This window comes from Solwaraspora sp. WMMD406 (assembly GCF_029626025.1).
Lineage (GTDB): Bacteria > Actinomycetota > Actinomycetes > Mycobacteriales > Micromonosporaceae > Micromonospora_E.
Genome location: NZ_JARUBF010000001.1, coordinates 5,184,361 through 5,199,611, shown reverse-complemented (window position 1 = coordinate 5,199,611; position 15,251 = coordinate 5,184,361). Strand labels below are relative to the sequence as shown.

At 72.2% G+C, this 15,251-nt stretch carries 9 protein-coding genes; 3 read left to right on the top strand and 6 right to left on the bottom strand.

Annotated elements, in window-relative coordinates; translation table 11 throughout:
• Positions 1-5: 5 nt before the first annotated feature.
• Genes O7632_RS22905 through O7632_RS22895 form a run of 3 tightly spaced genes read right to left on the bottom strand, consistent with a single transcriptional unit; the run spans position 6 to position 8,079 of the window.
• Positions 6-1,670, bottom strand: coding sequence for an AMP-binding protein (locus O7632_RS22905; protein WP_278117111.1), 1,665 nt, complete (start codon positions 1,668-1,670; stop codon positions 6-8).
• Positions 1,667-7,030: a type I polyketide synthase gene (locus O7632_RS22900; protein ID WP_278117110.1), complete on the bottom strand. Its 5,364-nt coding sequence runs from the start codon at positions 7,028-7,030 to the stop codon at positions 1,667-1,669. Before O7632_RS22900 ends, O7632_RS22905 begins: the two co-directional genes overlap by 4 nt.
• Positions 7,031-7,041: 11 nt before the next feature.
• A complete protein-coding gene (locus O7632_RS22895; RefSeq protein ID WP_278117108.1) occupies positions 7,042-8,079 on the bottom strand; it encodes a methyltransferase in 1,038 nt (345 codons plus the stop codon).
• A gap of 227 nt (positions 8,080-8,306) precedes the next feature.
• Here O7632_RS22895 and O7632_RS22890 point away from each other — a divergent pair, with 227 nt between their 5' ends.
• The 3 genes from O7632_RS22890 to O7632_RS22880 all read left to right on the top strand — a co-directional run bounded on the left by O7632_RS22890 (position 8,307) and on the right by O7632_RS22880 (position 12,172).
• Positions 8,307-9,635 carry a nucleotide disphospho-sugar-binding domain-containing protein gene (locus tag O7632_RS22890; protein ID WP_278117106.1) on the top strand — a complete coding sequence of 443 codons (1,329 nt, stop codon included), beginning with the start codon at positions 8,307-8,309 and terminating at the stop codon, positions 9,633-9,635.
• Between the two features lie 216 nt (positions 9,636-9,851).
• A complete protein-coding gene (locus O7632_RS22885; protein ID WP_278117104.1) occupies positions 9,852-11,183 on the top strand; it encodes a nucleotide sugar dehydrogenase in 1,332 nt (443 codons plus the stop codon).
• Positions 11,180-12,172, top strand: coding sequence for an NAD-dependent epimerase/dehydratase family protein (locus O7632_RS22880; protein ID WP_278117102.1), 993 nt, complete (start codon positions 11,180-11,182; stop codon positions 12,170-12,172). The genes O7632_RS22885 and O7632_RS22880 overlap by 4 nt, the downstream gene beginning before the upstream one ends.
• 241 nt (positions 12,173-12,413) lie before the next feature.
• On the opposite strand, the gene O7632_RS22875 is transcribed toward O7632_RS22880, so the two are convergent.
• From O7632_RS22875 to O7632_RS22865, 3 genes are all read right to left on the bottom strand, one after another.
• Complete coding sequence (locus tag O7632_RS22875; protein ID WP_278117100.1) at positions 12,414-13,277, bottom strand: SAM-dependent methyltransferase; 864 nt, start codon at positions 13,275-13,277, stop codon at positions 12,414-12,416.
• A gap of 78 nt (positions 13,278-13,355) precedes the next feature.
• Positions 13,356-14,858, bottom strand: a complete 1,503-nt coding sequence (locus tag O7632_RS22870; RefSeq protein WP_278117098.1) for an AMP-binding protein — start codon at positions 14,856-14,858, stop codon at positions 13,356-13,358.
• Positions 14,859-14,943: 85 nt separating this feature from the next.
• Positions 14,944-15,213 carry a phosphopantetheine-binding protein gene (locus O7632_RS22865; protein ID WP_278117097.1) on the bottom strand — a complete coding sequence of 90 codons (270 nt, stop codon included), beginning with the start codon at positions 15,211-15,213 and terminating at the stop codon, positions 14,944-14,946.
• Positions 15,214-15,251: the final 38 nt, after the last annotated feature.

The window sequence follows — 15,251 nt, the reverse complement described above, 5'->3', positions numbered from 1 at the left end:
GACGGTCAGCCAGCGACCGGCACCTCGGTACGCAGCAGCTCCCGCAGCACCTTCTTGTCCGGTTTGCCGACCGCGGTCTGCGGCAGCTCCGGCAGCACCACCAGCCGTTCCGGAACCTTGAACGCGGCCACCCCGCGGCGGGCGAAGGCCGCCGCGACGTCGGCCAGGGTGAGTTGACCCGGCGCGTGCAGCCGGACGAACAGACACACCCGCTCGCCGACCTCGGGATCGGGCTGTGGCACCGCCGCCGCCTCGGCGACCTGCGGCAACTCCTGGACCAACGCCTCCACCTCGCCGGCGGAGATCTTCTCCCCGGCCCGGTTGATCAGGTCCTTGACCCGGCCGCAGACCACGACGGCGCCCTCGGCGGTACGTCGGACCAGGTCCCCGGTGCGATACCAGCCGTCCGTGGTGAACGACAGACTGTTCTGCGCCGGTGAGCCGTAGTAGCCGCGTGGGGTGTACGGGCCACGGGTGAGCAACTCGCCCACCGCTCCCGGGGGCACCGGCCGTCCGTCGTCGTCGACGATGAGCAGTTCGTCGTAGGCGCTGATCGGCATGCCCTGGGTGCCGTGCGCCACCTCGTCCGACGCGTCGATCGGCGTGTAGCAGATCAGGCCCTCGGCCATTCCGTACACCTGCTGGAGGCGGCAACCGAGCGCCGGACCGATCCGCGCCGCGACCTCCGGGGCGAGCATGGAGCCGCCGACGTGGACGAATCGTAGGCTGGACAGGTCCCGACCGCAGGTGGCGGCGGTCTCCATCCACTTGAGCGCGACCGCGGGCACCGCCGAGGTGGCGGTCACCCGGGCTGTCTCGATCGCCTCGAACACGACGTCCGGTCTCGGCGACGGCACCAGGACGGCCTGTCCACCGGCGAACAGCGCCCCGAGGATTCCGGGGTTGGCCAGGGGGAAGTTGTGCCCGGCCGGTAGCACCGCGAGGTATCGGGTGTCCGGCCCGAAGCCGCAGGCGGCCACGACCTGACGGATGTTGTACTCGTAGTCGTCGTGGGTCCGACCGATCAGCTTCGGCACTCCGGTCGTACCGCCGGAGAGCAGGAACAGGGCGATGTCGGCACCGTCCGGCGCCCGTTCGTCGAGCCAGCGTCGCCGCCGCTGTCCGTCGTCGTCGCCGTCCGCCGGCGAATCCAGCAGGCCGAGCAGGTCGACGCTGTCCGGGCGTACGTCGTCCCCGACGACCAGCACCCGTGCGGGCTCGGCGAGGCCGGCGGCGATCTGGTGAGCCATCCGTTGGTGGTCGAAGCCGCGCCACACACTCGGCACGACCAGTGCCTTGGCCCGCACGTGCGCGGCGATGGACCCCATCTCGTACTCACGGTGCGGCGGCAGCATCATCACCGGCCGGACCCCGAGTCGGAAGCAGGCCAGGGTCAGTACGACGAACTGCCAGCAGTTGGGCAACTGCACCAGGATGGTGTCGCCGCGTCCCAGGCCCAGCCGGGCCACCCGCTCGGCGAGCAGATCGGTGGCGGTGGCCAGTTCCCGGTAGGTCAGCCGGTGCGCGCCGTCGCGGACCGCGATCCAGTCGCCGTGCTGGTCGGCCCACTCCCACAGGTAGGAACCGAGCGGGCGACCACGCCACACTCCGGCCACCCGGTAGGCGTGCGCCAGGTCGGCCGGCCAGGGAACGAACTGGTCCGCTGTCATGCGCCGGCCTCCTCGGGTCGACCTGTGGTGGGACTGGTGGGTTCGGCTGTCGGGGCGGTGGCCGCGTCGGGCAGTTCTCCGGCGAGCAGCGCGGCGACGGCGTCGATCGTCGGCCGGTCCCAGAACAGGGTCGCCGGCAACGGCAGGTCGAAGCGGCGCTCCAGGCCCCGACGGATCCGTACCGTCATCACCGAGTCCAGGCCCATCTCGCTGAGCGGGCGAAGCGGGTCCACCTCGTCGGCCGGCAGCCCGGCGACGGCCGCCACCTCGCGGCGTACCTCGGCGGCGACCGCCGTCCGAAGTCCCGGTCCGGACAACCCGGCCCACGGCGACACGGCCGGCGTCGGCGGTGCCGACTCGGCCTGCGCGTCCCGGGGCAGTTCGCTGAGCAGCGGCAGGCGCAACGCGCCCGGCGCGGGCGGCAGGGTCCGCAGCACGGCTGCGTACGCCAGCCCGTGGCGGGTGGCCAGTTCCCAGGCGCCGAACGCCTCCGCCACCGTGATGTCGCCGGTGCCCCGGGCGGCCAACTCCAGGTCGATGATCTCCGACGAGGTGGACATTCCGAGTCCGCGCCACGAGGTCCAGCCGAAACTGACCGCTGTCTGGTCACCTCGCGCCCGCCGATGAGCGGCCAGGGTGTCCAGGAACGCGTTGCCGGCCGCGTAGGCGGCCTGTCCGGGCAGGCCGAGCAGCCCGCCGCAGGAGGAGAAGAGGACGAAGAAGTCGACACTGCCCGGCGGGAACGCCTCGTGCAGCGCCATCGCCCCGTCCACCTTCGGACGCAGCACGGTACGCAGCGACTCCTCGTCCAGGTCGGCCACCGTACGGTTGTCGAGTACCCCGGCGGCGTGGACCACGCCCCGGATCGGCGGTAGACCCAGCGCGGCCGGGGACAGCAGCTTCGCCACGGCGTCGGCGTCGGCGACGTCGACCTGGACGGTGGCCACTGTGACGCCGAGCCGTTCCAGCGCCCGGATGGTGCGGACGCGCGCCCGGTCGTGGGGGTCTGACAGGTCGTCCCAGGTGTCCCGGGGCGGCAGGGTCCGACGTCCGGCGAGCACGATCCGCCGGGCGCCCCGCCCGGTCAGCCACTGGGCGATTTCCAGCCCGAGGGCGCCGAGTCCGCCGGTGACCAGGTAGGTTCCGTCGGGTTCACAGGCCAGTGTCGGTCGGGTCGCCGGACCGGTGAGGCGGTGCAGTCGAGGTACGGTCGGCTCGCCGTCGCGGATCACCAGCACGTCCTCGCCGCCGCCACCCGCGCCGACGATGTCGACCACCGTCGCGAGGTCGGACGGCGCGTCGCCGATGTCGAGCAGTGCGCCCCACAGGTCGGGGTGCTCGCCTCGGATGATCCGGCTCAGACCCCACAGGGGGCTGTGGCCGAGCGCGGAGCCGGCGCGACCTTCCCGGACGCCTTCGGTGACGCACCACAGCCGGGGCCGGTCCACCGGGTCAGTCCCGTCCCGGGCGGTCGCGCCGAGCCACTGGGCGACCCGGACCAACAGCAGCCCGGCCGCGACCGCCGTCTCGGCCGGTGCCCCGGTCGCCGGTGGCACCACGACGACGCGGTGGCCGCCCGCCACGGTGACGTCGCGCAGGTCGTCGGCGTCGGCGACCTGGCGGTACGGCAGACCACGGTGGCGCAGCTCGGAGGTGATCCGATCGGCCAGTGGTGATTCGGGCCCGACCAGCAGCACCGCGCGGGGCGGGGTCGGATCCGGTGCCGTCCAGGGCCGCCACCGGATGTGGTGAACCAGGCGGCGGGGATCGGCGACACCGTCGCTGTCGGAGTCGAGGGTGCCGTACCGCAGCCCGCGCAGTCGCCCACGGACCTCGCCGTTGACGTCGACGATCTGTACCTCGACGGTGTCCTCGCCGCTGACCCGGACCGCGATCCGTGCCTGGTCCGGCGGTCGCGCGCTGAGTGAGACCCGGTCGATCCCGGCCGGCATCCGCAGGATCGGCGCGCCGGCGAAGACCACCGACGCGGTCGACAGTGCCGCGTCGAGCATCGGGGCCCAGCTGGCCGGGGCACCCGGCGGCGGGGCCGCGGTACGGGCCGTGGCGAGCAGTGTGCCGGCGCCCCGACTGATCTGGTCGATGGTCCAGGCGAAACCCATCGCGGCCACGCCGAGGGTCGCCAGCCGGTCGATCACGTACCCGTCGGGTAGTTCCTCGTCGACGTTCACCGCCCACGGCGGCTCGATCTGCGGGTTCGACGGCGGTTCGATGGTCGCGGTGGTGTGGGTCAGCCAGCCCAGGTCGTCGTTGGCCTGGTCGTCGGCGATCCGGGAGGAGAGCCGGATCGTGCCGTCCTGCAGGACGGTCTGCAGGTAGCGCGGGTTGGTCACGCTGACCGGTACGCGCAGCGCGACGTCGGTCAGGTCCGGCGCGCCCGAGTCGGACGCCGCCGCGCTCCGGAAGGTGTTCAGCAGCACCGCCGCCGGAACGATCTCCACCGACCGGACCGGATGGTCGCCGGGGTAGGGGCGGGAGTCGCGGTCCAGGTAGGTCAACCAGGCCTGGGCGACGGTGGTGCCGTGTACGTTGATCCGCCCGCCGAGCAGCGTGTGGCTCTGCGGGTCGTGCTGCTCGGTGAGGAACGACCGGCCGACCGGCTCCTCGTACCAGTGCGGGCGATGCTGCCACACCGTGGTCGGCAGCCCGGTGAGGCCGCCGTCGGGCCAGACCGCCGTCCAGTCGATCGGCGCACCGTGACAGAACAGCCGGCCGACGGCGGTCAGCAGCGTCTCCCGCTCCGGGCGGTGCCGGCGCAGCGTGTGGGCGACGTGGGCGTCGGTGATCGCGAGCTGGTCGATGGTGTCGGTGATCGAATGGCTGACCACCGGGTGCGGCGCGACTTCGAGGAACAGCCGGTGTCCGTCGTCCAGCGCGGCGGTGACCGCCTGCGCCAGCCGTACGGGTTGGCGCAGGTTGGCCGCCCAGTACCCGCCGTCGCGGGCGGCGGGGGAGCGTGGATCGGCCAGCGCCGTGGTGTAGAGCGGAATCGCGGGCGCGGCGGGGGGCAGATCGTGCGCGGCGGCTGCCAACGGCTCCAGCAGCGGATCCATCTGTGGACTGTGGAACGCCACGTCGGAGTCGATCCGGCGGACCTCGTGGCCGGTCGCCCGGAGCGACTCGGCGACCTGCTCGACCGCCGCCGCCGCGCCGGAGATCACCGTCGACGTCGGTGCGGCGACGATCGCCACGCTCACGTCGGGGCGGTCACCGATCAGCCGGGCGGTCTCGTCGGCGGACAGGTCGACCATCGCCATGGCGCCCTGCCCGGCGACCCGGCGCAACAGCACCGAGCGTCGGCAGACCAGCCGGGCACCCTGCTCCATGGTCAGCGCCCCGGCGGTCACGGCGGCGGCGATCTCCCCGACCGAATGGCCGATGACGGCGGCCGGTCGCATTCCGCGGGCGCGCAGCGACGCGGCGAGCGCCACCTGCACCGCGAAGATCATCGGTTGGATCACGTCGACCGGTTGGGCGGTGTCCTGCCGCAGGACCTCCCCTGGTGAGACGCCCAGCTCGGTACGGAACACCGGCTCCAGCGCGTCGATCACGTCGGCGAAGGCCGGATCGTGGGCGGACAGTTCGCGGCCCATGCCGATCCACTGTGAACCGTGCCCGGAGAACACCCAGACGACGCCGCGCCCGGCGTGGGGGAGCGTCCGGGCCGGTGGCGGGGCGGCGTCCGGGGCGGCGAGCGCCCTCAGCCGGGACACCAGCTGCGCGTGGTCGGCCGCTACCACCGCCGCGCGGTACGCCAGGTGGGTGCGGCGGTGCGCCAGCGTGTGCCCGACGTCGGCCAGGGTGGGGCGCTCGGGTCGGGCCAGCCGGTCCGCCAGCCGGTCCGCGTACGCTCGTACCGCCGCCGGGCTCGCCCCACTGATCGGAAACAGCGCCGGGCCGTCGGGCCGCTGGGCCGTCGGGTCGAGGTGGTCGGGCCGCTGGGCCGTCGGGTCGAGGTCGCCGGGCCGCTGGGCCGTCGGGTCGAGGTGGTCGGGCCGCTGGGCCGTCGGGTCGAGGTCGGCCGCCGCGTCGCTGACCGTGGGCGTCTCGGATTCGGCCGCCTCCAGGATCACGTGCGCGATGGTGCCGCCGTAGCCGTACCCGGAGACGCCCGCCCGGCGCGGGCCGGACCCCACCGGCCACGACGTGTGTTCGGTGACCACCCGCAGTCCGGCGTCCCAGTCGATCTCCGGGTTCGGGGTGTCGAAGTGCAGGCTCGGCGGGATCTCGCCGTGCCGCAACGCCAGGATCGCCTTGATCACCCCGGTCGCCCCGGCACCGGCCTCCAGATGACCGACGTTGGTTTTCGCCGACCCGATCAGCAGCGGCCGGTCCGCCGGTCGGTCGGGGCCGAACACGGCGGCGAGCGCACCTGCCTCCAACGGGTCACCGACCCGGGTACCGGTGCCGTGCGCCTCGACGTAGTCGACCGACGCCGGGTCGATCCCGGCGCTGTCGTACGCCCGCCGCAGCAGATGTGCCTGCGCCGGACCGCTCGGCGCCATGATTCCGTTGGTCCGGCCGTCCTGATGCACGGCGCTGCCCCGGATCACGGCCAGCACCCGGTCCCCGTCGCGCCGGGCGTCGGTCAGTCGCTTGAGGACCAGGACACCGCCGCCCTCGCCGCGGCCGTACCCGTCGGCGGCGGCGTCGAACGACTTGCTGCGCCCGTCCGGCGCGGTCGCGCCCGCCGCGTCCAGGACCATCGACAGGCCGGGTGCCGCCATCACCAGCACCCCGCCGGCCAACGCCACCGGGCACTCGCCGGCCCGCAGCGACTGTGCCGCCAGATGGATCGACACCAGCGACGACGAGCAGGCGGTGTCGACCGACATGCTCGGTCCCCGCAGATCGAGCACGTACGACACCCGGTTGGCGACCGCGCAGTAGGCGCCGCCGATGCCGGTCCAGGCCTCGATCCGGGGTAGGTCCTCCAGCAGCCGCCGGCCGTAGTCGTCGGCGCCGACGCCCATGAACACCCCGGCGTCGGTGCCGGCGAGCCGGTCCGCCGGCACTCCGGCGTCCTCCAGCGCCTCCCACGACAGTTCCAGGATCATCCGCTGCTGCGGATCCATCAACGCGGCCTCGCGGGGGGTGATCCCGAAGAATTCGGCGTCGAAACCCGTGACGTCCTCCAGGAACGCGCCCCGCTTGGTCACCTGCGCTACGGCGGTGGTGAAATCGCGTCCCTGCGTGGCGTACCAGTCCCATCGGCCCGGTGGGAGGTCCCCGATGGTGTCCCGGCCCTCGCGCAGCAGGTCCCAGAACTTCTCGGGCGAGTCGACGCCGCCGGCGAAGCGGCAGGCCATGCCGATGACGGCGATCGGTTCAGGTGAGGTCACCGGAGCATTCCCTACTTGTGGCCCACGATCAGGGCGTGGCTGAAACCGAGTCCCGCGTACCGCTGCACCTGCCGGAACCCGGCGTCGCGTACGGCCTGCTCCATGTCCCGCGACGAGTACGCCATGCCCTCACCGGAGGCAAGGGTGAGGAAGTACGGCGAGACCAGGCCGGCGCTCATCGATCCGGTCCCGTCGTCGTCGGAGACGAAGCTGTAGACCAGACACACCCCGCCGTCGGGCAGCGCGTCGTAGCATTTGCGCAGCAGCTCGGTGTTGCGTGGCAGCGACCAGATTTCGAAGATATGGAAGTAGAGGATCGCGTCCGCGCCCTGCGGCAGCGCGTCGGCGAACAGATCGCCGGGGTGGAACCGCACCGCCGACTCGGCCTCGGGCAGCCGCCCGGCGGCGAGCTCGGTGACCGTCGGCTGGTCGAACACCGTGACGGTGAGATCCGGATAGCGGGCGCTGAGCTTCGCCGCGTTCGAGCCGTCGCCGCCGCCGATGTCGATCGCGTGCCGTACGTGCGAGAAGTCGTACCGCTCCAGGATCTGATCGAAGGCCTTGCGGGAGGCGTCACCCATGTTGGCGTAGAAGACCTTCTGCAGTTCGGGGTGGACGGTCAGCCGTTGGTACAAGGTGGTGCCCGGCCCGTCGATGTGCCGCAACCCGACGTTGGTGTTCTTGCGCATCGACTCGGCGAAGTCGACCAGGCTCGGGTTGATGACCTCCTGGATGTCGACGAGTGGTCCGAGGAAGCGAGGGCTCGACCGCAGCAGCTTTCGCCGGACCAGATCGGTGTTGGCGTACGTGCCGTCGACCAGTGTCAGCAGCTGGATACTGGTGAGCCCGAGCAGCAGGACCCGGGCCGGCTGCGGCTCGACGTCGATGGCGGCGGCCACTTCCGTCAGCTCCATGCCGCCTGCCGCCTCGAGCTTCTCGAACAGGTCGAACTCCAGCGCCGTACGGAGTAGTTCGTAGGCGGTGGTGCCGTGCACGATGAGCCGCAGGTAGTCGGCCGCTGAGAGGGTGATGGTTTCGCTGCTCGCCATGCCGATCATCGTGGTCGCGCCGGATCCGCGCGCGCACCTTCCGCCGTGCGGGGTACGGGCGGCGTCAGACGCGGGCGGCGTCAGACGCACGCCGTACGGGTGCGATCGGCGCGCGCCGCGCGGATCCGCCCGGTGGTGCGCAATGTCGAAGGTGCCCGGTCGCCGAGGCCCGACAAAACTGACTAGCGAGCAACACTCCATAGATCGTCGCCGCCGAAGGAGCCCTCATGCGCGTCGCCCTCGCCATCTGGCCAGCACCCGCTCATCTGTTCCCGGTCGTGCCGCTGGCCTGGGCGCTGCGCGCGGCCGGACACGAGGTCTGCGTGATCTCCCACCCGGCCATCGGCGAGGCGGTCACCGCCCAGGGGCTGCCGTTCACGCCGATGTGCGACGCCGGGGCGATGCCGCCGCCGTTGGGACCGGGCGGCGTGTGGGCGACCGAGCGGGCCGACGTCGGACGGATCACCGGCATGTTGAACGTGCCACCACAGGACATCGGGACCTGGATCACCTTCAGCCAGTTCCTGCTCCCGTCGATGTGGGACTTCATCCCGTACCGCGCGTCGGCCGACACCCCGATGCCGGCGATGGAAGGCATGGTCGCCTTCTTCCGCGAGTGGCGGCCCGACCTGGTGATCTGGGACCCGATCATGCCCGGGGCCGCGGTCGCCGCGCAGACCGTGGGGGCGCGGCACGCCCGCTACACCGGACCCGACTACGTCGGCTGGTCGCTGGACACCTTCGCCCGGCTCAGCTCCGTCCCCGGCGCGCCGCCGGTGGACAACCCGTTGATCGAGACGGTCCGGCCGATGGCCGAGCGGTACGGCGTCACCGTCGACCGCGAGCTGTTGTACGGACAGTGGACGATCAACCCGATGCCGCCGGCGATCAACCTGCCGGTGCAGACCCGGATGCTGCCGGTACGGTGGATCCCGCACGTCACGCAGAACGCGATGCCGGACTGGCTCTACCCGGTGCCGCGTCCACGGGTCGCCGTTTCCCTCGGCATCTCCACCCGCGCCTACATGGCGGCCGACTGGAGCCACGTCTCGGTGCTGCTCGACGCCCTGGCCGACCTGGACATCGACGTCGTCGCCACGTTGAACGACGTGCAGCTGGTCGACGTGTCCCGGGTGCCGGACAACGTCCGGCTCGTCGACTACTTCCCGCTCGATCAGCTCCTGCCGACCTGCTCGCTGGTGATCCACCACGGCGGCCTGGCCACGATGGTCACCGCCGGATCCATGCGGGTCCCGCAGCTGATCGTCGACTTCCTCGACTTCGAGATCGGTGCCCAGACGTCCGGCGAGGGCACCATGCTCGGATCCCGCTACCCGCTCGCACCGGTGACCGGTGGCTACGTCACCGGCCACGGCGCGGGCGAGGTGCTCGACCTCAGCAAGCCCGATGTGGAGACGATCCGCGCGCAGGTGGCCCGGGTCCTCGCCGATGGCGCGATCCGCGACGGCGCCAACCGGCTCTACCAGGACCTGGCCCTGTCGCCGACCCCCGGCGAGATCGTCGGAATGCTGGAGCGGCTCGTCCGGCCGGTCTGAGCCTCGTCTGACCCCGATCGCGTGCCTGCGAGCCGACCACGGTCGCTCGCCGGCCGTGGTCGCCTGCCCGCAACCTGGCCACCCGCGAAGCGTCCGGCCGGTCCGGCTCGTACCCGGACCCGCTCGCGCGTCGGGGCGGTCGTGGACCGTGCCCGGACCCCGCTCGCGGGTCTGGACGCGCCCGAGCCGTACCCGGCGACGATCGAAGGAGTTACCGTGCCTGGAAACCAAACCGTCGGTGTGGTCGGTCTGGGGTATGTCGGTTCCTGCATCGCGGCGACCGTGGCCGATCGTGGCCTGCGTGTCGTCGGCGTGGACGCCGCCCCGGACCTGGTAGAGGAGCTGAACCACGGCTACTGCCGCTGGCCGGAGCAGGAACTGCAGGAGCCGTTCTTCCGGGCGCACCAGGCCGGACGCCTGCGGGTCACCACCGACTACGCCGCACTGTCCGCCGCCGACGTGGTGCTGATCGCGGTCGGCACCCCGGTCCGCGACGACGGCTCGCTCGACGACCGCCAGCTGCGCAGCGCCTGCCTGTCCCTGCGGGACCATCTGCGGCCCGGACAACTCGTGCTGGTCAAGAGCACCGTCCCGCCGGGCACCACCCGTAACCTGGTGCTGCCCCTGCTGGAGAGCGGTGGCCTCACCGCCGGCGCCGACTTCGGGTTGGCCTTCACCCCCGAGCGGCTCGCCGAGGGCAACGCCCTCGCCGACCTCAGCGACCTGCCGATGGTCGTCGGCGGGCTCGACGCGGCCAGCCGCGACGCGGCCAGCGACTTCTGGCGTACGGCGTTGGGTGTCGACGTGATCCCGCAGGACTCCCTGGAAGCCGCCGAGATCACCAAGTTGGCCGACAACTGGTGGATCGACCTGAACATCGCGCTCGCCAACGAGCTGGCCAAGTACTGCGCGTTGTTCGACGTCGACGTACTCGACGTGATCGCGGCGGCCAACTCGCTGACCAAGGGCAACGGCAACGTCAACATCCTGATGCCGAGCGTCGGGGTCGGCGGCTCCTGCCTGACCAAGGATCCGCTGATGGTGCGCCAGTCCGCCGCCGACCAGGGGCTGCTGTTGGAGACCCCCGGCGCCGGCCGGCGGGTCAACGACGGCATGCCGGGATACACCGCGCGGCTGATCCTGGAGGACCTGGCCTCGGCCGGGGTCGACGCCCGGTCCGCCCGGATCGCGGTGCTCGGCCTGGCCTTCAAGAACAACACCGGCGATCTGCGGGCCACCCCGGCCCGCCAGGTCGTCGCCGACCTGGTGGCCGCCGGTGCCGACGTCCGCCTGCACGACCCGTTGGTCGACGCCAACCAGGCGAAGGACATGTTCGGCATCCGGCCGACGGTGACCGTCGAGGAAGCGGCGCAGGACGCGCACTGCCTGGCGATCCTGGCGTACCACCGGGAACTGGCCGACGTCGACTTCGTCAACCTGCCGGTGGCGCAGCGGTGCCTGATCCTGGACGGCCGCGCCTACTTCCCCAAACCGAAGATCGCCGAGCTGGGCGCGGCGGGCTACCGCTACCAGGGAATCGGGCGGTGAGCGCCGTGCGCGCCGTGGTCACCGGCGGCTGCGGCTTCATCGGCAGCCACCTGGTGCGGCGACTGGTCGACCGGGGCGACGAGGTGACGGTCTTCGACGGCGTCGACACCCCGCCGCCCGACCTCGCCGACTTGGCCGGGCAGGTCCGCTACGTGGCCGGCGACGTCCGCGACGGCGACCGACTCGCCCAGGCCGTCACCCCCGGCACCGATCTCGTCTTCCATCTGGCCGCCGTGGTCGGGGTCGACCAGTACCTGGCGCGTCCGTTGGACGTCATCGACATCAACTTCACCGGTACGCGGCAGGTGCTGGAGCAGGCCGCCTGGGTCGGTGCCCGGGTCATCGTGGCCAGCACCAGCGAGGTGTTCGGCCGCAACCCGGCGGTGCCGTGGACCGAGGACGCCGACCGGGTGCTGGGGCCGACCACCGCCGACCGGTGGGCGTACTCGTCGAGCAAGGCGCTCGCCGAACATCTGACGTTCGCCTTCGCCCGCCAGCACGGCCTGTCGGCGACGGTGGTGCGTTACTTCAACGCGTACGGGCCCCGGCAGCGGCCGGCCTACCTGGTCAGCCGTACCGTGCATCGGGCGCTCAACGGCCGGGCGCCGGTGCTCTACGACGGCGGCCGCCAGACCCGGGCCTTCACCTACGTCGCCGACGTCATCGAGGGCACGCTGCTGGCGGCGGCCAGCGACCAGGCCGTCGGTGAGGCGTTCAACATCGGCAGCATGGACGAGACGACGATCGGCGAAGTGGTCGCCCTGGTCGCCAAGCTCACCGACTGCGACGTCGAGGTACGGGCGGTGGACACCGCGACCCGGCTGGGTCCGGCGTACCAGGACCTGCGGCGCCGGGTGCCGGACAACACCAAGGCCCGTACGGTGCTGGGCTGGCACAACCACACCGCACTGGCCGACGGACTCGCTGCCACTGTGGACTGGGCCCGAGCCAACCCGTGGTGGCTGGCCCTGCCGGATCAGGGCGGCTGACCTCGTCGGCCTCGACGGGCCCGGACCGGCATCCACGCCGGTCCGGGCCCGTTTCGTCTGACCTGGGCTCGGACCGGCACCGTGCTGGTCCGGGCTCGCCTCGTCTGCCCGGTGCGGTGCTGTTGTTCTGGCCGGGTGCGGTCCTGTCGGTCCGTCGGGCGTGGACCCCGTCGGCCACGACGACAGGTGGCCCGGCCGATGTTCGGCCGGGCCACCCGGGGTGCGCAGGGGTACGCCGAGGTCAGCTCGCGACGGTGGCGCTGACCAGGTAGATACGCGGGATCGACGGGATGTTGCTCGGCGCCGCCGCCTCGGGCCAGCGGCCGTAGCTCGCCGACTCGTTGCCCGGCTCGACCACCGTGACGTCGGTCCAGCCGCAGGACTCCAACAGACCCCGCAGGTCGTCGGTGCCCCACTGCCACGGGCTGTCCGCGGCCTTCAGCCGGGACAGGAACTCCTGGGTGTACGGGAAGGAGAAAATCCCGGTGCCGACCAGGTCCATGGCGATCCGGCTGCCGGGCGCGGAGAGCCGGGCGGCGGAGCGCAGCACCGTCTTGGCCAGCTCCATCGGCAGGTAGAACAGCACGCCCTCGGAGAACCAGGTGGTCGGCCGGGCGGGGTCGTGACCCGCCTCGGCGAGCGCGCTCATCCAGTCGTCACCGAGGTTGACCGGGACGGTACGGGTGTCGCACCGACGCTGCGCGCCGATCGACTCCAGCTTTTCCGCCTTGTACGCCAGCACCGCCGGCTGGTCCACCTCGAACAGCGTGATGTCCGCCGGCCAGTCCTTGCGGTAGGCCCGGCAGTCCAGCCCGGCACCGAGGCCGACCGCCTGCGAACCCGGGGTGACGTTGTCGGTGATGAAGTCGTCGAACCAGCGGGTCCGGATCGCCAGGTACGGGTTGCCCTCGTCGGAGGCGTGGGCGGTGTGGAAGTGGGTCAGCAGCTTCGGACCCTTGGTCCCGGCGAGCAGCTCGGCGAACGGGTCGTTGTAGAGCCGGTCCGGCCGACGGCTCTCGCGAGCCCGGTAGGCGGCCATCCACAACGCGGTGTCGCCGACCCCGCCCAGGTCGTACCGTTCCTGCGAGGCGATGGTCGTTGTCATTCGCTCACTCCTGATCGACGTAGTGGGTTGAACACATACAGGTGGGACGGGTCGAGGTGGCCGTCGTCGCGGGTGCGCTCACCCACGGACGACCGCCGCCCGGGCGGGCTGCCGGGTCGCCGCGAGCACCTCGGCCCGATCGATCTTGCCCATGCCGGTCCGGGGCATCCGCTCCAGTACGTGCACGTGGTGCGGTATCTCGTACGGCATGAGCGTGCCGGCCCGGCAGTGCGCCAGGACCTGGTCGACGTAGGTCTGCGGGTCGAGGACCACCGCGGCGTGGATCTCCTCCTCGCCGTCGGAGCGTTCCACCCCGAAGACGTACGCGTCCCGTACCGCCGGATGCTCCGACAGGAGCCGCTCGACGCGCCGGGGGTTGACCTTGCGCCCGCCGACGTTGATGAAGCTGCCTTTGCGACCCAGGACGGTGAGCACCCCGTCGGCGTCGAGGCGCACCACGTCGCCGGTGTCGTAGAAACCGTCCTCGGTCAGGTGCGGGGCCGTCGAGCCCACGTACCCCTCGAACATGGCCAGCGTCCAGACGTACAGCCGACCGGTGCGCGAGCCGTCGGGTGCCGGCTGCGGCGGCAGTTCGTCGTCGTCCGGGCCTGGCTCGGAATCGATGCGTAGCCGCACCCCCGGGGCCGGGTGGCCCACGCTCCCCGGCGGCCACTGGGTGACCGACCGGGGCACGCAGGCCACCAGACCGGCCTCGGTGATGCCGTAGATCTGCCGGACCGGGGTGCCCAGCGCCTGCCGGGCGGCGTCGGCGACCTCGGTGGTCATCGGGCCGCCCGCCGACAGCGCGGTGCGTACCCGGGCGGATCTGCGGCGGGCGTTCAACACCGGCGACACCAGCCGGTACACCATCGGGGTACCGAGCAGCACGGTGACGTCGTCGTCGAGCGCCGCCAGCAGTGACCGGATGCTGAACCGTGGGATCGTGACGAGCGTCGCCGCCGAGATCAGCGACGCGAACATCCCGGCCAGTCCGTAGGAGTGGGCCAGCGGGACGGTCACCAGGATGACGTCGGACTCGGTGAACTCGAACAGGTCCCGGTAGGCTTCGGCGCCCTGTAGGACACCGGGCATCGTCTGCCGGGCCACCCGGGGTTCCCCGGTCGAGCCGGAGGTGAGTTGCAGGATCCGGCTGACCCGGGGCGGCGGCCCGTCGTCGCCGTCGTCGGGGGCCCGGAACCGCCCGTACTCCAGGTAGGTCCGGCCCTTGGCCGCCGCGACGGCGGCCGCGTCCGGATCCGCCGGACCGACGACCAGGGTGGCGCCGACCGCGTCCACCGGGGAGCGAGGATCGCTCAGGTACGAGCTCTTCTCCTCCATCAGTACGACGTCCAGCCCGGCCTGCACCACCCCGATCACGGTCGCGACACTGGCCGCGGTGCCGTCGACCACCACGATCACCGGGTCGGCGCCGGTGACCTGCCGGGCCCGGGCCGCGACCGCGGCGGCGTCGTCGCACAGTTGGTCCCAACTGGTCTCGACCCACTCTCCGCCGGCGGTGCCGCAGCGCACCGCCACCGCGTCGGGGGTACGCCGCCGAATGCGGCGAATCTCGGTCAGCATCGCGTGTTGCCTCCTCGCCGGTCGCGTCGGGTCACCGTGCACCGCCCCGGCGACGAATCGCCGGACGCGGCGCGGCAGCGGCGGGTCAGCCCGCCTCGGCGAACGCGGCCGAGGCGAGGGCGCGAGGGGTGGCCTTCTCGAAGACCCGCTCCAGCATCGCCGCCTGTACCTCCGGCCGGCCCAGGTGCTCGCTGTAGCCGTCCTCGGCGGCGAGCCGTTGCAGCAGTTCGACGGCGCGCAGCGAGTCGCCGCCGTTCTTGAAGAAGTCCTCGTCGGCACCGAGCGCGGGCCGGACCAGGATCTGCCCCATCACCCGCCCGATCGTGGCGTAGAGGTCAGCCGGATCGCGATCCATGGAAGGTCCCCCTCCAGTTGGGTTGTTGCCTTGACGTC